Genomic DNA, 17,940 nt, shown 5'->3' with positions numbered 1-17,940 from the left:
AGAGTCTTTACGGAGAGAGGGAAGGTAATGTATTTTTACGGGACAACGGGCGTAAACGGCAAGGGTAATTTGGAAATAGGCGGAGTAGATGCAGTAGAATTGGCCGAGCAATTTGGAACTCCTCTCTATGTTTATGACGTTTCATTAATGAGGGAAAGAGCTAGAGGATTTAAAAAGACCTTTGAAGAGCAAAATGTAAAGGCACAGGTTGCATATGCCAGTAAGGCCTTTTCGACAATCGCTATGCTTCAGCTTGCTGAGGAGGAAGGGTTATCTCTTGATGTAGTCTCAGGCGGAGAGTTATATACTGCTATTGCTGCTGGATTTCCGGCTGAAAGAATCCACTTTCATGGAAACAATAAAAGCAGAGAAGAATTAAAAATGGCGTTAGACAACAAAATTGGCTGTATCGTAGTTGATAATTTTTATGAATTGGAACTTTTAAAAACAATCTGTATGGAACAAGATGCAACAGTAAGCATATTACTCAGGGTTACTCCTGGAATTGAAGCACATACTCATGATTATATTTTAACTGGTCAGGAAGATTCGAAATTTGGTTTTGATTTACAAAATGGACAAGCGGAGGAAGCTTTAGTAACTGCACTTCGTTGTAATCACTTTGATGTGTTAGGATTGCATTGTCATATTGGATCCCAAATTTTTGAGACAACCGGCTTCTTGCTCGCTGCTGAAAAAATTGTTGGTAAAATGAATCAATGGCTTAATACACTTAACTTTGAAGCAAAAGTACTTAATCTAGGCGGAGGTTTTGGGATTCGCTATACTAGTGAAGATGAACCGTTGCTGCCTTCACAATATGTTAGTGAAATTATTAAAGACGTTAAGAGATTAATTCAGGAATACTCGATGACAATGCCAGAAATTTGGATAGAACCTGGTAGGTCACTTGTTGGTGACGCGGGTACAACACTATATCAAATTGGTTCTTCTAAAGAAGTTCCTGGTGTGAGAAAATATTTAGCGGTAGATGGCGGGATGAGTGACAATATTAGGCCAGCCCTTTATCAGGCGAAGTACGAAGCGGTACTTGCTAATAGGCCATTAGCAGAAGCATCGAGTAAGGTTTCTATTGCTGGTAAATGCTGTGAATCTGGTGATATGCTGATTTGGGATTTACCACTTCCGGAAACAGAAGATGATGATCTTCTTGCTGTTTTTTGTACGGGTGCCTATGGATATTCGATGGCAAATAATTATAATCGTATTCCACGTCCAGCAGTAGTCTTTGTTGAAAATGGGAAAGCAGCACTTGTTGTAAAAAGAGAAACATACGAAGATTTACTTCGATTAGACCTGCCGTTAAAATAAATGAGCTGCCGCCAAAGCGGCAGTTTATTTATTTGGGCCAATGGATTATTTTTGATATATAGTGTAGAATGACAACATGTACACTATCTTCAAATTATATTTGGAGGTTAACTTATGAAGAATAGTAATTGGAAAGTCTTTGGTATTCTTTTAGGACTAGCGCTTATTTGGGGGATTATCTATTGGGTTTTTATTGTACCGAAATAATGATACTTGGGATTGATAGATAAACATTTATTATGTATGATTGACAATAATGAAACACTTTACGAATTTGACTACATATTATAAAGAAAACTGTTTATTTATGATTTTGTTGGAAAAAATATATTATCCCTAACTGGGTTTACTTAATATAATGAGGGAGCTATTATGTTAATTCGTTATAAGAAAACATTTGAAAAGATCGCCATGGGCTTGTTGTCCTTTATGCCGACTGAAAAGGACTTAAAGAAACTCCAATTCACCATTAAGGAGTATGAAACGGAAGAGAATTTACAGCTCTTTCTTTGGAAGGAAGAAGATATTATCGGTCTTATTGGGGTTCAAATAAACGATGATAATTCTGAGTTAATGATTCAACATATTTCTGTCAATCCCTCACATCGTTATCAAGGGGTTGGAAAAAGAATGGTTAAAGCTCTGAAGGATATGTATCCCGACAGGCAAATAACCGCAAATGACAACACAGCACCATTTATTGAGAAATGTGACTTTTGCTAACTAAAGCATTGAAAGGCGACGAGACTTTATTCGTTGCCTTTTCTATTCCTTAGTGCTTCCATACGTTCTTCAATGACTATTGTCCTATCTCGTAATTTATGTCTATGCACGATTGATTCATTCTCTAAGTTACTTCTCTCTCCCCAGATAAAACCTAATTCTTCACATTCCTTAATACATGCTTTTAAAAGAATAGGATCAATTACAGGTAGATTAATGCTTTGATAGCGTACCTCTTTTCCGATTTCATCAAGAAGTTTTGTGAGTGAAGGGAATAAAACATTCACATCTAACCCCTGTATGGTTAAACCATTTGCCTTAAAGGACAAGATTTTAATAGCTTTTTTCAGAGTTCTTTCAGCACCTTTAAAATTTCCCCGGCGATGATGGTACCTTGACACCGCTAATAGGATGAAGCCTACCCAGATGGAATCCTTTTGCTTATCGCTAGATTCCTTCCAATACTCCTCTAGAATTTCGTGGCATTCAAAATAGTCTCGATCACCATTAAAATGAACTAAAAATTGAACATAATGCTCCGGGTACAAAAAATCACCCCTATATAGTTAAGTTATGTACAGTGTAGCATATAATTATTATTTCTTCAGAAAAATTCCAAAAGAAAGAGCCCACCCCAAAAGGCGGGCTTTGTTGCTAGCTTGCTTTGGCGTTTCTAATTAAAACCAGGAAGCACCTACAATAATTAACAGAATGAATAGAACCACGATTAAAGCGAATCCGCCTCCAAAACCGCAACCTTCAGCCATTTTCAAATACCTCCTATAATGTTTTGTTTTCTTTTCATTCTCATCATATGTAGGGTGTTTGTCCAGTGTTATAGGTCAACATCCCATTTTCAAATTTTAGGATAGTAATGATTTTTCTATTGGATAACGTATTTGAATCCTCTATACTAATAATAGTCATGATTTTTATGAAAATTACTTCAAGGATTCTGGTGAAAGATGATACACTATAATGTAAAAATTGACGCATTTGAAGGACCATTGGATTTACTCCTCCATTTAATTAATCGACTTGAAATAGATATATACGATATTCCTGTTGCCCAAATAACAGAGCAATACTTAATCTATATTAAAACAATGACCGAACTTAAATTGGATATTGCCAGTGAGTTTTTAGTAATGGCAGCTAGCCTTTTAGCGATAAAAAGTAAAATGCTGTTACCGAAGCATGAAGAGGAGTTGGATGACTTCAATTCAGAAATTACTTATGAAGAAGACCCTAGAGATGAGCTAGTTGAGAGATTAATTGAATATCGAAAATATAAAGAAGCCGCGCATGATTTGAAGACGCTTGAGGAGGAACGCGGACTTATGTATACGAAACCTCCAAGCGACCTTTCGGATCTTGCCAAGGAAAAACAACCACAAAAAACAGAAATAAATATCACCCTATATGATATGTTGGCTGCTTTTCAGAAACTTTTAAGAAGAAAAAAGCTGCAACGCCCATTGGCCACAAAAATTGCCAGGCAAGAAATATCCATTGAAACAAGAATGACTGAAATAATGAGTGAGTTAAAACATTTAAAGGGCCGGAAAAACTTCAATGATTTATTCCCAATTCCTGCAAAGGAACATATTGTTGTGACGTTTTTGGCAGTTTTGGAGCTAATCAAAAGAAAAGAAATTGATGTAGAGCAAAATGAAAACTTTGGGGACATCTTTGTTCATGCAATTCAAGAAGGAGTGTAAGGGGCTTGGAGATAATAAATTGGCATAGCATTTTAGAGAGTCTTTTATTTGCGGCTGGTGATGAAGGACTTACTTTAAAGCATGTTGCAGAGGTCCTAGAGGTAGAGGAACTAAAGGCTAAAGAAATAGTAAAAGAATTAATACAGGTGTATGAAAAGGATAGCAAACGTGGAATCATGATTGTTCAGCTTGCAGGTACGTATCAGCTTGCCACAAAAAAAGAAAACGCAACGTACTTAAAAAGGCTTGTGGACTCACCTAATACTGCTGCCCTCTCACAGGCAGCTTTGGAAACATTGGCGATCATTGCCTATAGGCAGCCGATCACTCGAACTGAAATTGAAGAAATACGCGGAGTAAAAACGGAGAGACCACTTCATACCCTGATGACAAAAGCCCTCATTAAGGAAGTTGGAAGAGCGGAGGGAACGGGGAGAGCCTACCTATATGGGACCACTAAAGAATTTCTTGATTATTTCGGTTTAAAAAACATTGAGGAATTACCCAAGCTGCCTGATAGAGTTGAAGAAGAATTTGTCCAAGAAGAAGCAGACCTATTCTTTGATAAGTTTCAGGAGAGTATTAATTCTTAAAAATAAACAATTTATTTTAGATGTGATAAAATAGAAATAATATTCAAAGAAATTCCGAAGATTCAACTGATAGTTAATGACCAAAGGAGATTGATTTAATTGTTAATTAAAGAATGCATCGGATACGAATTGGAAAAGGAAAAATCAAATACTTCAGAAGACTTCTTTAATAGAAGTGAAGTTACATTTTTCGAAGATTCTGAGGAAAAGACCCTGCATGTTTTATATGTTAGATACTTTGAGGAATTCTTCTCGGAGTTCACTCCTTATCAGCAAAACCCAATTTTCACGAAAGACAATATCCAAGTAACCTTCAAGGACATTGTTGCCTTGGTGTGTTTAATCAAAAATCCTGGATTGCGCAATCGCAAACGCTTATACATTAATTCGAAACAGGAATTCGCTTCTTATTTTCAAGATGTTGACTTTGAAAAATTACCTGAAATAGTACTTGCTGTTAAGCAAAAGAATAAATTCGAGCTGCGTTCTCCGCTCGATTACATTAAACAGCCGAGATAGTGGCTAATAAACAATTCAAAGGGGTGTTTGGATGGGAAATTCATTGGTTAAATCGCAGCTTAAAGATGTAGGAGGGTTTTTAACTACTACGATTAGTACTCTAGAAAGTTATTTAAATGAAATAACCATTTCGCAGATGGAGCAACAGTTATCTGGAGATTCGAATTATTATAAAATAGTACTGTCAAACTTGAGAAAATTGCTTGTTTATTGTGAAGAAGGGTTGGATGCGTGCTCAGTTATTTTGCTAAGTGAACCGTTCCAGAAAGCAACAGCAGAAAAAACCCTTTATCGAATTTTTCATCAATGTATTGAAGAGTTCTTCTCTCCTAAAAATGATGCTTGGTTTGAGGATAGTCGTTCCGCATATACAGGAAGAAATTCAATCAAATTTTATAAAAGCGTACCTGAAAGTGTACAAGAATTAGTGAAAGGACTCGAGGGAGAATTTCAAAGAGTCAGAGAAGAACTTGAATACTATGAAACAGATTATCGTACGAAAATGATTCAATCTAAATAAATGATTATCTGAAACTGTCCTTTTGTAAGGGCAGTTTTTTCTGTTATATAGGTTCGTCTCATTTGCTTAATTGTTCATAATCACAGATAAATTTCATACCTTTTAGGTAGATTCGAAAAAGGTGGGATAAAATGAATCGATTTAGTCAGTATGTACGTGAACTATTTGAATGGAATGAAGAAATGAAGAGTTTCTTAGAAACAGAAGATGTGAAAGATAATTTAGAGTTATGGGAGCAGCTGGAGCATTTCACAGAGTTAATTGAAAACACAGGACAATCATTATCAGATAATGAAATGCTCAGTTTACAAACAAAAGCAGAGGAAATTCATGAACAAATGGAAAGTTATTTTTCTCGTAAAGAAGGAGTTGGGAGTATTTGGGTTGAGAAAAAAACTGTCCCGCCAGGAGGCCATACACTTCCGGATCTACCTTACGCCTACAATGCCCTCGAACCTTATATCTCGGAAGAAATCATGAGATTGCACCATGATAAGCACCATCGATCTTATGTAGAGGGATTAAACAAAGCGGAGATGAATTTAAAAAAAGCTAGAGACAACAATGATTTTTCGCTAATCAAACATTGGTCTAGAGAATTAGCTTTTCATGGCTCTGGGCATTATCTGCATACGATTTTCTGGAAGAACATGATTCCTAAAGGAGGGGGAAGCCCTCAAGGACTCCTCAAGAGAGAAATTGAAAATTATTTTGGCAGTTTCGATAAATTTAAAAAGCAGTTCTCTGAAGCAGCAAAACAGGTTGAAGGTGTGGGGTGGGCTATTCTTGTATGGTCGCCACGGGCAAGGCATCTTGAGATTTTACAATCAGAACGGCATATGCTGCTAACGCAATGGGACACCATTCCACTCCTGGTTCTGGATGTTTGGGAGCATGCTTATTATCTACAATATAAGAACAAACGTGCTGAATACGTTGACAATTGGTGGAATCTAGTTAACTGGAATGATGTTGAAATGAGGTTTGATAAAGCATCTGAAATAAAATGGCCAGCATTTTGAACGAAGGCAATCGGCATGAAGTCGATTGCCTTTTCATTTTCTTTTAGGACAAATTGTCATATCAGACCTTGTCCTGCATAAAATTTTAGAAAGCTAGTATTGATGCTAGAAATGTTAACGAAGGGGACGAGGTAAACTTATGAGAATGATTTGGAAGCTAGTCATTTTTGCCCTCATGGTCTCACTATTCATTGCAAACATTCCTCAAAAGGTGGATGCTTCGGTTTCCGTAAGTGCACGAGGTGCAGTACTAATGGAGCAAGAATCTGGGCGTGTCCTATTTGAGAAAGATGCCCACACAAAAAGAAGAATCGCCAGTATTACGAAAATAATGACGGCGATTCTTGCTATCGAATCGGGAAAAATGAATGAAATAGTGAAAGTAAGTGAACAAGCTACCCGAGCCGAGGGTTCGTCTGTGTACTTAAAGCCTGGAGAAAAGATTAAGCTTGAGCATTTAGTATATGGTCTGATGCTTAGGTCTGGCAATGACACTGCGGTTGCTATTGCTGAACATGTCGGAGGAAGCTTAGATGGGTTTATTTATTTGATGAATCAAAAAGCCAAAGAAATTGGCATGTTGAATACGCACTTTTCTAATCCACATGGTTTAGATGATCATGAAGACCACTTTTCAACTGCTTATGACATGGCACTACTGACGCGCTATGCGATGAATAACAAAACATACCAAAAAATAGCTGGAACAAAGAATTATAAAGCACCGAATCCTACAGAAAATTGGGATCGTGAGTGGAAAAATAAAAACCGCTTACTTACAAGGTACAAGTATACGACGGGTGGGAAAACAGGTTATACAAAACGTGCAAAAAGGACATTAGTTACAACGGCAACTAAAGGGGATATGAGTTTAATAGCAGTTACCTTGAACGCTTCAGATGATTGGAATGACCACATAGCCATGTATGAAAATAGCTTTAAAACCTATGATATGGCAGAAGTGATATCAAAAGGAAAAATAGATATTAAAACGAATAAATATTATCAAAAACACCTTTATGTAAATAAATCGATTGTTTATCCAGCGACAGATAAGGAAATGGACATGTTCTCCATAAAGTATAAATTAAATAAGCCGGGAGAAGACTGGGACGAATCGAATCATAATGGAGAAGCAGTTGGTAAAGCACAAATTTTCCTTGATGGTAAAGTGGTAATAGAAACACCTATTTATTATCAAGGTGGTCCTGAGAAGAAAAAGGGTCTATTTGATTCCTTAAAAGATTTATTTCTATCCGTAATTGGCGTGAAATTAAATGGTTAATTACATTTGGGTATTTATGACAATTGTTGGATTCGTGTTTGCTATGATAAACGGAACAATGGAAGAAGTAAATAAGGCAATATTTGATGGCGCAAAGGAAGCTGTGACACTTTGTATTGGGTTAATCAGCATTCTTGTGTTTTGGTTAGGGATGATGCGGATTGCACAAGAATCGGGATTACTAGATTTGTTGTCTAAGTTATTTCGTCCATTCGTTAAAAGAATATTTCCTGATGTGCCAACCAATCATCCAGCCATGGGGTATATATTGTCTAATATGATTGCGAATATGTTTGGGTTAGGAAATGCTGCTACACCGCTTGGAATCAAAGCGATGGAGGAATTAAAACATTTAAATGGCGGCAAGAATTCAGCCAGCAGGTCCATGGTCACCTTTTTAGCAATAAATACTGCAAGCATTACCATTATTCCTACAACCGTTATTGCAATCAGGATGAACTACAATTCTGCCTCCCCGACTGAAATTGTGGTACCAACCTTAATTGCCACCATTATCTCAATGCTTGGAGCAGTTATGATAGATCGTTATTTTTATAATCGACGAAGTCGTAAAGGATGAATGCCGCATGGAATTTCTATCACTTATTTCCCTAGGTTTTATTCCTGTCTTAATAGGTTTTATCCTCCTTTATGGAACCATAAAACAAGTTCCGACTTATGAAAGCTTTGTTGAAGGAGGAAAAGAAGGAATCAAAATTGCCGTCTCCATTATTCCGTTCCTTGTAGGCATGCTTGTAGCGATTACTGTCTTTCGGGCCTCAGGTGCTTTAGAAGCATTAATGAATTGGATTAGACCAGCAATGGAGGCAATCGGAGTCCCGGCAGAAATTATTCCCCTCATCCTCATAAGGCCAATTTCTGGAACGGCAGCACTTGGTATGACAAGTGACCTAATTGCTGTTTACGGTCCAGATTCTTTTATTGGCAGACTAGCATCTGTTTTGCAGGGAAGTACAGATACGACTTTTTATGTGTTAACCGTATATTTCGGAGCTGTCGGAATCAAAAAAATGGGCGATGCCCTTAAGGTAGGGCTTCTGGCAGATGTAGTCGGAATTATTGCAGCAATTGTGGTCGTAGTACTTGTATTCGGTGCACAATAAAATGATGGGAAAGAGTATGGATTAAAAATAAGCAGGTTCCTAAGTGTGTGAAACATTATTAGGAGCATGCTTTTTTGTATTTCATCCGTTTAAAAAGGCGTTACTTTGAAAAAGGACAATTTTGTGTCATAATTCATTAGGGAAGAATAACAAATTTGTTTCCAAATAAACTGTGGTGCCCCGCACCCAGTATTCAAAATAATGGTAAACAGCTGAGGTGGATCATATTGGAAAGATTGCAAAAGGTAATTGCTCGAGCAGGGATAGCTTCAAGAAGAAAATCTGAAGAATTAATTAAAGAAGGAAAAGTAAAGGTTAATGGGAAAGTAGTGACAGAGCTAGGTGTGAAAGTTACACAATCTGACAGGGTTGAAGTCAATGGAGTACAGATTGAAAAGGAGGAACCCGTTTATTTTCTTTTATATAAACCGCGCGGCGTCATTTCAAGTGTAAGTGATGATAAAGGAAGAAAGGTGGTAACGGATTTCTTTCCGTACCAGCGAGAGAGAATTTTCCCAGTGGGACGTTTAGATTATGATACTTCCGGATTATTGCTGCTAACAAATGATGGGGAGTTTGCAAATTTACTTATGCACCCTCGTAATGAAATTGAAAAAGCATATGTCGTGAAAACGAAGGGTATTCCATCAAAGGAGAATCTTAGAAAGTTAGAAAGAGGAATTCATCTTGAAGATGGAAAAACGGCTCCAGCTAAAGTCAAAATGCTTTCAGCAGATAAGCAAAAGCAAACTTCTATCATTGAAATAATCATCCATGAAGGCCGTAATCGCCAGGTTCGGAGAATGTTTGAAGCAATTGGACATGACGTTTTAAAATTAAAAAGAGAACGCTATGGCTTTTTAACTTTACATGGATTATCCGCTGGGGATGCTAGAGAATTGACACACCATGAAGTGAAGTTATTAAGAGGATTATCTTTAGAGTCTACGAAAAAAAATTCATAAAGATGTCACAATTGCGGTGGGGAGAATTTACTATGAACACAGTGGAAAATGTTATAATTTAGACTAACTGTGTCGTAATTGTGACTTTTAGGGAGGGAGAAATTATGAAAAAACGGCGATTGATAATGAGGACAATGATTTTGTCCATTTTAGCGGCTGCCGTAGCCTACACGCTATATGCCAATCTAACAAAAGACAGTAGAATGAAGGTTGAAGTTGGTAAACAAGCTCCGGATTTTGTGTTGGTGGATATGGAAGGTGAAAAGCATAAGCTTTCTGATTATAAAGGTCAGGGAGTATTTTTAAATTTTTGGGGAACCTGGTGTAAGCCTTGTGAAGCAGAAATGCCTTATATTAATAATCAATATAATCATTATAAAGATAAAGGTGTGCAAGTGTTGGCGGTTAATGTCAGTGAATCTGAATTGGCCGTTAATAAATTCATTGAACGTAAGCAACTCGATTTTCCTAATGTGATAGATACTGACGGACAGGTTCAAGCTGCATATGGAATTAACCCGCTTCCGGCAACATTTTTAATCGATAAAGACGGGAAAGTAGTTAAATACCATACAGGACAGTTAACAGAAGCCACTGTCGCGGAGTATATGGAGAAAATTAAACCTTAAGGGGTTGTAGGGAGTTTTTTGCAATGAAAGATGTTAAATGTGAATGCGGACATGTGAATCCACACGGTACCGTATTATGTGAAGCATGCGGAAAAGTATTAGATGAACAATCAAAAGATAAATCACTGCTGGATATGCGCTATGAAGGCAGTGCCCGCCGCTCACAAACATATAATAAGACCATAGTTGATAAAATATGGAACTTCTTCTCTTCCGTCAAGGTAGGTGTATGGCTTATTGTCATCACGCTAGTTGCTTCTGCAGCTGGGACGATTCTTCCACAGGAAATGTACATACCTCCTACAATGCCGGCTGAAGAATATTACGAGGACCAGTATGGCTGGTTTGGAAAATTATACTATCAACTAGACTTTAATAATTTGTATAGTTCATGGTGGTATTTAATTTTAATCGCGATGATAGGAATTTCCCTTGTTATTTGCAGTCTTGACAGGGTTGTCCCGCTGTATAAGGCATTAAAAGCTCAACGAGTAACAAGACATGAAGGATTTTTAAAACGTCAGCGTCTGTTTGGCATAAGCGAGACTGGGGATCAAAAAGACTTAGCAAGCGTTAAGCAGCGTTTAAAGGATAAACGTTATCATGTACGGGAAGAAAACGGAGATTTGCTAGCAGAAAAAAATCGTTTTTCTCGCTGGGGTCCATATGTAAACCATGTTGGATTAATTATCTTCTTAATTGGCGGCATGCTGCGGTTTGTTCCCGGAATGTATATTGATAGTGTTTTATGGCTGCGTGAAGGTGAAACAAAGATTGTCCCTGAAACAGATGGACAATATTATGTTGAAAACAAGAAGTTTATTCTCGAAAATTACGATAAAGAAAAGGATAAAACCTTTGAAGCAGCGATTGACCGCGCTGGGATGGTTGTTAAAAATTATCAAACAAATGCTGTATTGTATAAAAGAGTCGGACCAGCAATACCAGGGGAACAGCCTGAATTAGAAGAAGTTAAAGAACACAAAATTCGAGTGAATCAGCCTTTGAAATTTGAAAGCTTTGCTTTATATCAAGTAGACTACAAGCTTGATGAATTAAATACAATGTCCTTCGCTTTAACAAACAAAGACACCGGCAAAACGTTTGGTGACATAAAAGTCAATCTTTATGACCCAAAGCCGAAATATGACCTTGGAAATGGATATGCAGTTGAAGTTTTGAGTTTCTTCCCAGATTTTGAATTTGCTGAAAGCGGGGAGCCGACAACAAAGTCCAGGATACCCAATAATCCTGCTTTTGTATTCAAAATGATATCACCAGAAGTCCCCAAAGGGGAAACAAGTTTTGTTGCGATACAGCAAACCATTGAGCCATTAGGGGATAACCAATTTAAAATGGCTTTCAAAGGAATTGAAACAAAAAATGTTACTGCCTTAACGGTTCGTAAAGATTTAACGATATGGATTATTATTCTGGGTGGAATTCTGTTTATGATTGGTGTAATCCAAGGTGCTTATTGGAACCATCGCAGAATATGGATACAAAACAAAAAGGGCGAAATTTGGATCGCCGCTCATACTAATAAGAATTGGTACGGCTTAAAAAGAGAAATTGAATCGACACTTTTGGAAACGAAGCTAATTATTCCTGATGATCAAGTTCAAATGGAAAGAAATGATAAGGAGGGTGTCTAGTTGGTATCATTAAGCAGTAATTTACTTTATATTGCATTTATCCTTTATTTAGTAGCGACCCTCTTCTTTGGCGGGGCCATTAAGGCCAAGAAGAATATCGAAGAAAAGAAAAGTACGAATCGATGGGGGAAAATTGCAGTCGTAGTAACAATTGTTGGCTTTGTCTCTCAGGTTGGATACTTTATTACAAGATGGATTGCAGCAGGACATGCACCTGTTAGTAATTTATTTGAATTTACAACCTTTTTTGGAATGTGTCTTGTAGGGGCATTCATCGTTATTTATTATATCTATCGGACACCTCTTCTCGGATTGTTTACCATGCCTGTTGCAATTCTTGTAATTGCTTATGCCAGCATGTTTCCCAGGGATATCTCACCATTAATACCTGCATTGCAAAGTGACTGGCTTCATATACATGTCACGACAGCCGCTTTAGGTGAAGCCATTTTAGCAATAAGCTTTGCTGCTGGATTGATTTATCTTGTAAAGGTAATTGATCAATCTAAAGCTACGAAGAGAACCTTTTGGCTTGAAGCGGTGATGTTCGGGCTGGTAACAACATTAGGATTTGTTCTTGTATCCAGTTTATTCTCTGCTATGGATTATAAAGCAGAATTTAATTGGATTGATAAGAATGACTTTGAGGCAAAAATTGAATATACCATGCCAGCGATTACTGGTCCTCATGAGGGTGAACTCTTAACCAGTGGGAAACTTGAACCGCTTGTAGAAATGCCTGCCTTTATAAATGCGAAGAAAATGAATTCAGTTATTTGGTCGTTTATTGGCGGGTTTATCCTTTATGGATTAATTAGATTAATTATAAGAAAACGTATTTCGGCAGCATTGAAGCCTTTAGTTAAAAATATAAATTTGGATTTTGTAGATGAAATAAGCTACCGGTCTGTATTAATTGGATTCCCCGTATTTACCTTAGGTGCTTTGATTTTTGCGATGATTTGGGCGCAAATTGCCTGGACAAGATTCTGGGGCTGGGATCCTAAAGAGGTTTGGGCACTAATAACATGGTTATTCTACGCAGCATTTTTACATCTTCGCCTTTCCAAGGGATGGCATGGTGAGAAATCAGCCTGGCTTGCCGTTATTGGTTTTGTGATAATTATGTTTAATTTAGTCGCGGTAAATCTAGTTATTGCAGGACTTCATTCCTACGCTGGATAATAATTTTTAGCCAATAGTCTTTACTTTTTCCAAGTAAAGGCTATTTTGCAAATATTTATATAGAAAAAAGGTTGTTTGTCATAAATCTGACACTTTTTGTAAAGACAATTACCTTAAATTATAGATAATAATTATCACATTTTGTAAAATAACAGCATGGGGGGATTATTAATGGATAAAGACGTAAAGATTTTAGTGGTAGATGATGAAGAAAGAATTCGCCGTTTATTAAAGATGTATTTAGAGCGTGAAGAATATACAATTGATGAAGCAGAGGATGGTAATGAAGCGTTAACCAAGGCAATTGCAAATGATTATGATGTCATTCTTTTAGACTTAATGATGCCTGGCAAGGATGGGTTAGAGGTTTGCCGTGAATTAAGAGAAAAGAAGGCTACGCCTGTTATCATGTTGACAGCTAAAGGTGAAGAGGTTAACCGTGTACAGGGCTTTGAAGTGGGTACAGACGATTATATTGTAAAACCATTCAGCCCAAGAGAAGTAGTACTACGGGTAAAGGCTCTATTAAGAAGGTCATCACAAACTAGTTATCTCCAAACAGATACAACTACTAAGGATGTTATCGTGTTCCCGCATTTAACAATCGACAATGATGCACATAGAGTTTTGGCTGATGGTAAGGAAGTAAGTTTAACTCCAAAAGAATATGAATTACTATATTTTCTTGCGAAAGCGCCAGACAAGGTTTTTGACCGGGAGCAATTACTGAAAGAAGTATGGCATTACGAATTTTTTGGAGATTTGCGTACGGTTGACACACATGTTAAGCGTCTTCGTGAAAAGTTAAATAAAGTCTCTGAGCAGGCAGCAAGAATGATTGTGACCGTTTGGGGAGTTGGCTACAAATTTGAGGTAGTTAATGAATGACCTTTTTACGAAGTGTAGTTGGAAAGCTCTGGCTAACCATCATATTTTTGGTTGCCTTTATCCTTTTCATCTTAACTGTAATGCTCCTAGAATTCTTTGAGAATAACAATATTACGGAAACCAAAAATGATTTAACTCATCAGGCTGAGAAAATAGCTAAAGTATTGGAGAATCATCCGGATGAGCAATTTTCCTTAGGTTTAGAAATCTCATGGGAAATCATTGATGAATTCACAAAGGTAGTTATCATTAAAAATAACCGTGAAGTCTACTTCTCGCCTAACACTGAAAAGTCAGTGAAATTATCATTACAAGATATACGCAATGATGTTGAGATGTCCAAAGTCTTTGAAGAGGACGTAACGGTTGAAAAAGTGGCAAAGCTTTCATCGAATGATTCAGGGAAGGATACTGCCAAATATTCGATTATTGGTGTACCGCTGCACATGGATGATGAGGAAATTGGCGCGGTATTTATTTATCAATCCTTGGAAATCATTCAAGAAACTACACACTCAACCACTAATTTTATCTTACTTGTTGCGGGTGTAGCTATTATTCTGACAACTATTTTTGCCTTCTTTTTATCTAGCAGGATTACGGCTCCTTTAATAAAAATGAGGGAAGCTGCCTTCGAAGTGGCAAGAGGGAAATTTGATACGAAAGTTCCAATCCTGACTCATGATGAAATTGGGGAACTTGCCACAGCATTTAACCAGATGGGCAGGCAGCTTAAGTTTAATATGAATGCCCTGAGTCAGGAAAAGGAACAGCTTGCAAGCATCTTGAGCAGTATGGCGGATGGAGTTATTACTTTTAATCGGGACGGAACAATCCTAATTTCCAATCCGCCGGCTGACCGTTTTTTACAATATTGGTACTATGAAAAAGGGGGACCTGGATCTCCTTCTGAAGAAATACCAACACAAGTAATGGAGCTTTTTCAACAGTCTGTTGATACAGAGACAGAGCAAGCGGGGGAAATTTCTCTTCAAGGCCGTCATTGGGTCATCCTGGTTAGTCCGCTATACAGTAACCGATTTATTCGTGGAGCGGTTGCGGTACTAAGAGATATGACAGAAGAACGGGTGTTAGAAAAAATGAGAAAAGATTTTATTGCAAACGTTTCTCATGAGCTAAGAACACCAATTTCCATGTTACAAGGCTATAGTGAAGCCATTGTAGATGATATTGCTGAATCTCAAGAAGAGAAAAAGGAAATGGCAAAAGTAATCTACGATGAATCATTGAGGATGGGGAGACTCGTTAATGAGTTGCTTGATCTTGCGAGAATGGAAGCCGGGCATATTCAATTAACGCTGGATGATGTGAATCTTACTGCGTTTATGAATAGAATTGTTCATAAGTTTCAAGGGCTGGCTAGAGACAATGAGATACATTTAAGTGCTGAGTTGGAGAATGATATTCCAAACATCTTATTTGATCCAGACCGGATTGAGCAAGTATTAACGAACTTGATTGATAATGCTATCAGACATACACCACAAGGCGGTTCAGTTAGGTTACATGTAAGGAATGATGACTTCGGAATAAAAGTGGAAGTCTCTGATTCAGGTTCTGGAATTCCTGAAGAAGATTTGCCTTTCGTATTTGAACGTTTCTATAAAGCAGATAAAGCAAGAACTAGAGGCAGAGCTGGTACTGGATTAGGACTAGCTATCGCGAAAAATATTATTGACGCGCATCATGGTCATATTTCAGTACAAAGTAAAATAGGACAAGGAACGACATTTGCCTTCTTACTTCCACGAAAATGAGAAGAATATGGCGATTTCTCTTGATTCACGGGAAACAATTAAAAGCGGAAGCCCTTAGGCGCTGAAGCTAGATAAAAATAATAAAACTTTAAACTCATCTATAATGGTGAGTTTTTTGTTTTGCCTTCACTTTTTTTTATAAAAAGTCTATATTTAATATGTGAAACTTTTTGTACATAAGTATCGACTAATTCTATGAACGGGGAGGGGAATGGATGGACTCCGTTTTCGAAGAGCTATATCAAAAATATCATCATGACGTTTTTCAATTTCTATTTTATATGGTAAGAAACAAAGAACAGGCAGAGGATCTAGTCCAAGAAGTATATATAAGGGTATTTAAATCTTATCATCGCTTTGAAGGGAAAAGCAGTGAAAAAACATGGCTATTTTCTATCGCGCGAAATGTTGCCATTGATTCATTTCGTAAGCAAAAGGGATGGAAGGGAAGACTCCTTGAAAAATTTGATTGGTCACAAAGTCAGATAAAAGATGATTATCCGATACCCGAAGAAATTACAATTCAAAGGGAAGAAATCAAATGGGTTTATCAATGTTTGGACCATTGCACTGTGGATCAACGTTCTGTTGTCATATTGCGTTTTTTAAACGATTTATCAATTAGTGAAACAGCAGAGGCTCTCGATTGGACGGAAAGTAAAGTGAAAACAACACAACATCGTGCATTGAAAGTATTGAAAAGGCACATGGAAATATTTCATGATAAGGAGGGATTAGAGAGTGAAGAAGTCGGAGTGGAGCGATAAGCAGCTCGAAGAATTACTTAGGCAAATGCCCAAAATAGAAGACAATCGCAATCCTCGTGACATATATCAAAATCTTTCTATAAAAAAGAGAAAAAGAACAGCATGGCTAATTCCAGGGTTTGCAGCAGCTGCTGCATTACTCCTTTTTTTCATATTAATTCCTAGGTTTTTAGAAGGAACACAATCTTTTGATAGTGCAAAACAGGAATCTTCAAGTGAGGAAAAGATTAGCCTTGCTGACGATAAAGCATCAATACTGGATAATAAAGAAGAAGATGGGTTATCAGGTGCAGAACCTAAAATGCTGATGACTGGAATGAATAAAAGTGCAATATACGATGATGATATAGAGAACGGAAAGGTAATCACTTATTGGGTACCTGATTCGCAGGCACAAATACTAGTCCCTGTATCCATTATTGTCCCTCAAGATGATAACAAGAATTGGCTGTCTCTTTTTACTGATTCAATGGGACTGTTAAAGGAAGAGGAATGGGGATTGACAGATTATTATCCACTGAACGCCACGTTGGAATTGGATAACACGAATAATACCGTGATTGTCAATGTGCCTAGTGACCATAAATATGGGCAAGGTTCTGCAGGTGAACAGATTTTTTTAGATATATTGGAGAAAACAATAGCTTCGAATAGTCAGGTAAATAAGATTAAACTCAAAACAAATGGACAGCCTGGAATAGAATTTGGTAATTATGGTGTAATGGATGAATTGGAAGTTAATCCAGAAGGTAAACATGGATATTTCTTATATACACCTGATGGATTAGAAACCACCTATCTCGTACCTTCGACTGAAATGTTTCAAGATATAAATTCAGCTTTCGAAGCAATGAAGACTGACCAAGAGGTAGGCGGCCTAGAAGCCTCAATAGGTTCATCCTTTCAGATGAAGGAAGTTTCAATTCAGGATAACAAATTAATCATTAATATGGATGAAAACACACCAATGGAGGATAACCTTGCAACGGTTTATGCCTTTGAAGCCATTTTATTAACTGCAAAAGAATTTGGGATAGAGACGATTATGGTAGTGAACGCTCCCATTAAGCTTTTAGGACCATTTGATTTATCACAGGAAATAAAGGTTCCGTTGGCACCTAATCACCGCCCAATCGAATAATATAAGATTAAAAAGATTGACCAGTATAAGGTTAATCTTTTTTTTAATGAATAAAAAACCATATCTCTCCAAATTATAACAAGTATGCTTAAC

At 37.2% G+C, this 17,940-nt stretch carries 20 protein-coding genes; 18 read left to right on the top strand and 2 right to left on the bottom strand.

All coding sequences use genetic code 11. The features are described 5' to 3' along the window. The first annotated feature begins 27 nt into the window (after positions 1 to 27). Both lysA and ACY3XC_RS02045 read left to right on the top strand, forming a co-directional pair. Positions 28 to 1,332, top strand: coding sequence for a diaminopimelate decarboxylase (lysA, locus tag ACY3XC_RS02050; RefSeq protein WP_464867077.1), 1,305 nt, complete (start codon positions 28 to 30; stop codon positions 1,330 to 1,332). A gap of 372 nt (positions 1,333 to 1,704) precedes the next feature. Continuing rightward, positions 1,705 to 2,055 (top strand): GNAT family N-acetyltransferase, encoded by a 351-nt coding sequence (locus tag ACY3XC_RS02045; RefSeq protein WP_179156988.1) that lies wholly within the window; start codon positions 1,705 to 1,707, stop codon positions 2,053 to 2,055. A gap of 26 nt (positions 2,056 to 2,081) precedes the next feature. Here ACY3XC_RS02045 and ACY3XC_RS02040 read toward each other — a convergent pair whose 3' ends face one another. Then, entirely contained in the window at positions 2,082 to 2,603 is a 522-nt protein-coding gene (locus ACY3XC_RS02040) for a DUF309 domain-containing protein (RefSeq protein WP_464867076.1), read from the bottom strand. A gap of 129 nt (positions 2,604 to 2,732) precedes the next feature. Then, complete coding sequence (locus tag ACY3XC_RS02035) at positions 2,733 to 2,822, bottom strand: YjcZ family sporulation protein (protein ID WP_464867075.1); 90 nt, start codon at positions 2,820 to 2,822, stop codon at positions 2,733 to 2,735. A gap of 198 nt (positions 2,823 to 3,020) precedes the next feature. Between ACY3XC_RS02035 and ACY3XC_RS02030 the strand changes: the two genes are divergently transcribed. From ACY3XC_RS02030 to ACY3XC_RS01955, 16 genes are all read left to right on the top strand, one after another. Then, positions 3,021 to 3,776, top strand: coding sequence for a segregation/condensation protein A (locus ACY3XC_RS02030; RefSeq protein ID WP_464867074.1), 756 nt, complete (start codon positions 3,021 to 3,023; stop codon positions 3,774 to 3,776). Between the two features lie 5 nt (positions 3,777 to 3,781). Next, positions 3,782 to 4,369 carry an SMC-Scp complex subunit ScpB gene (gene scpB, locus ACY3XC_RS02025; protein WP_464867073.1) on the top strand — a complete coding sequence of 196 codons (588 nt, stop codon included), beginning with the start codon at positions 3,782 to 3,784 and terminating at the stop codon, positions 4,367 to 4,369. A 99-nt stretch (positions 4,370 to 4,468) separates the two neighbouring features. Continuing rightward, a complete protein-coding gene (locus tag ACY3XC_RS02020) occupies positions 4,469 to 4,888 on the top strand; it encodes a hypothetical protein (RefSeq protein ID WP_179156983.1) in 420 nt (139 codons plus the stop codon). 31 nt (positions 4,889 to 4,919) lie between these two features. After that, a complete protein-coding gene (locus tag ACY3XC_RS02015; RefSeq protein WP_464867072.1) occupies positions 4,920 to 5,408 on the top strand; it encodes a YpuI family protein in 489 nt (162 codons plus the stop codon). Positions 5,409 to 5,539: 131 nt separating this feature from the next. After that, positions 5,540 to 6,430: a superoxide dismutase gene (locus ACY3XC_RS02010; RefSeq protein WP_464867071.1), complete on the top strand. Its 891-nt coding sequence runs from the start codon at positions 5,540 to 5,542 to the stop codon at positions 6,428 to 6,430. Positions 6,431 to 6,569: 139 nt separating this feature from the next. After that, the gene (locus ACY3XC_RS02005; RefSeq protein WP_464867070.1) at positions 6,570 to 7,715 is read left to right on the top strand and encodes a D-alanyl-D-alanine carboxypeptidase family protein; all 1,146 of its coding nucleotides are present in this window, start codon (positions 6,570 to 6,572) and stop codon (positions 7,713 to 7,715) included. Next, positions 7,708 to 8,295, top strand: a complete 588-nt coding sequence (locus ACY3XC_RS02000) for a nucleoside recognition domain-containing protein (RefSeq protein ID WP_464867069.1) — start codon at positions 7,708 to 7,710, stop codon at positions 8,293 to 8,295. Before ACY3XC_RS02005 ends, ACY3XC_RS02000 begins: the two co-directional genes overlap by 8 nt. Positions 8,296 to 8,302: 7 nt before the next feature. Continuing rightward, complete coding sequence (locus ACY3XC_RS01995; protein WP_179156978.1) at positions 8,303 to 8,839, top strand: spore maturation protein; 537 nt, start codon at positions 8,303 to 8,305, stop codon at positions 8,837 to 8,839. 227 nt (positions 8,840 to 9,066) lie between these two features. Further along, positions 9,067 to 9,804, top strand: coding sequence for a 23S rRNA pseudouridine(2605) synthase RluB (rluB, locus tag ACY3XC_RS01990; protein ID WP_464867068.1), 738 nt, complete (start codon positions 9,067 to 9,069; stop codon positions 9,802 to 9,804). Positions 9,805 to 9,908: 104 nt separating this feature from the next. Next, positions 9,909 to 10,433, top strand: a complete 525-nt coding sequence (gene resA, locus ACY3XC_RS01985) for a thiol-disulfide oxidoreductase ResA (protein WP_464867067.1) — start codon at positions 9,909 to 9,911, stop codon at positions 10,431 to 10,433. Positions 10,434 to 10,456: 23 nt separating this feature from the next. After that, complete coding sequence (gene resB, locus ACY3XC_RS01980) at positions 10,457 to 12,088, top strand: cytochrome c biogenesis protein ResB (RefSeq protein ID WP_464867066.1); 1,632 nt, start codon at positions 10,457 to 10,459, stop codon at positions 12,086 to 12,088. Further along, positions 12,089 to 13,273 (top strand): c-type cytochrome biogenesis protein CcsB, encoded by a 1,185-nt coding sequence (ccsB, locus tag ACY3XC_RS01975; protein ID WP_464867065.1) that lies wholly within the window; start codon positions 12,089 to 12,091, stop codon positions 13,271 to 13,273. It begins immediately after the preceding gene. A gap of 171 nt (positions 13,274 to 13,444) precedes the next feature. Next, positions 13,445 to 14,161, top strand: coding sequence for a response regulator transcription factor (locus ACY3XC_RS01970; RefSeq protein WP_179156973.1), 717 nt, complete (start codon positions 13,445 to 13,447; stop codon positions 14,159 to 14,161). After that, positions 14,158 to 15,939 carry an ATP-binding protein gene (locus tag ACY3XC_RS01965; protein WP_464867064.1) on the top strand — a complete coding sequence of 594 codons (1,782 nt, stop codon included), beginning with the start codon at positions 14,158 to 14,160 and terminating at the stop codon, positions 15,937 to 15,939. Before ACY3XC_RS01970 ends, ACY3XC_RS01965 begins: the two co-directional genes overlap by 4 nt. Positions 15,940 to 16,154: 215 nt before the next feature. After that, positions 16,155 to 16,706, top strand: a complete 552-nt coding sequence (gene sigX, locus ACY3XC_RS01960; protein ID WP_464867063.1) for an RNA polymerase sigma factor SigX — start codon at positions 16,155 to 16,157, stop codon at positions 16,704 to 16,706. Beyond that, positions 16,681 to 17,847, top strand: a complete 1,167-nt coding sequence (locus ACY3XC_RS01955; RefSeq protein ID WP_464867062.1) for a hypothetical protein — start codon at positions 16,681 to 16,683, stop codon at positions 17,845 to 17,847. The genes sigX and ACY3XC_RS01955 overlap by 26 nt, the downstream gene beginning before the upstream one ends. Positions 17,848 to 17,940 lie beyond the last annotated feature (93 nt).

The sequence above is a fragment of the Bacillus sp. CZDM1 genome (assembly GCF_055502545.1).
The sequence above is the reverse complement of the archived record's forward strand: the minus strand, read 5'-3'. Positions and strand labels throughout refer to the sequence as shown.

Coding starts and splice junctions, on each gene's coding strand:
- lysA (WP_464867077.1), top strand. CDS start 28: ATGTATTTTTACGGGACAACGGGCGTAAACGGCAAGGGTAATTTGGAA.
- ACY3XC_RS02045 (WP_179156988.1), top strand. CDS start 1,705: ATGTTAATTCGTTATAAGAAAACATTTGAAAAGATCGCCATGGGCTTG.
- ACY3XC_RS02035 (WP_464867075.1), bottom strand. CDS start 2,822: ATGGCTGAAGGTTGCGGTTTTGGAGGCGGATTCGCTTTAATCGTGGTT.
- ACY3XC_RS02030 (WP_464867074.1), top strand. CDS start 3,021: ATGATACACTATAATGTAAAAATTGACGCATTTGAAGGACCATTGGAT.
- ACY3XC_RS02015 (WP_464867072.1), top strand. CDS start 4,920: ATGGGAAATTCATTGGTTAAATCGCAGCTTAAAGATGTAGGAGGGTTT.
- ACY3XC_RS02010 (WP_464867071.1), top strand. CDS start 5,540: ATGAATCGATTTAGTCAGTATGTACGTGAACTATTTGAATGGAATGAA.
- ACY3XC_RS02005 (WP_464867070.1), top strand. CDS start 6,570: ATGAGAATGATTTGGAAGCTAGTCATTTTTGCCCTCATGGTCTCACTA.
- ACY3XC_RS02000 (WP_464867069.1), top strand. CDS start 7,708: ATGGTTAATTACATTTGGGTATTTATGACAATTGTTGGATTCGTGTTT.
- ACY3XC_RS01995 (WP_179156978.1), top strand. CDS start 8,303: ATGGAATTTCTATCACTTATTTCCCTAGGTTTTATTCCTGTCTTAATA.
- resA (WP_464867067.1), top strand. CDS start 9,909: ATGAAAAAACGGCGATTGATAATGAGGACAATGATTTTGTCCATTTTA.
- resB (WP_464867066.1), top strand. CDS start 10,457: ATGAAAGATGTTAAATGTGAATGCGGACATGTGAATCCACACGGTACC.
- ACY3XC_RS01970 (WP_179156973.1), top strand. CDS start 13,445: ATGGATAAAGACGTAAAGATTTTAGTGGTAGATGATGAAGAAAGAATT.
- ACY3XC_RS01965 (WP_464867064.1), top strand. CDS start 14,158: ATGACCTTTTTACGAAGTGTAGTTGGAAAGCTCTGGCTAACCATCATA.
- sigX (WP_464867063.1), top strand. CDS start 16,155: ATGGACTCCGTTTTCGAAGAGCTATATCAAAAATATCATCATGACGTT.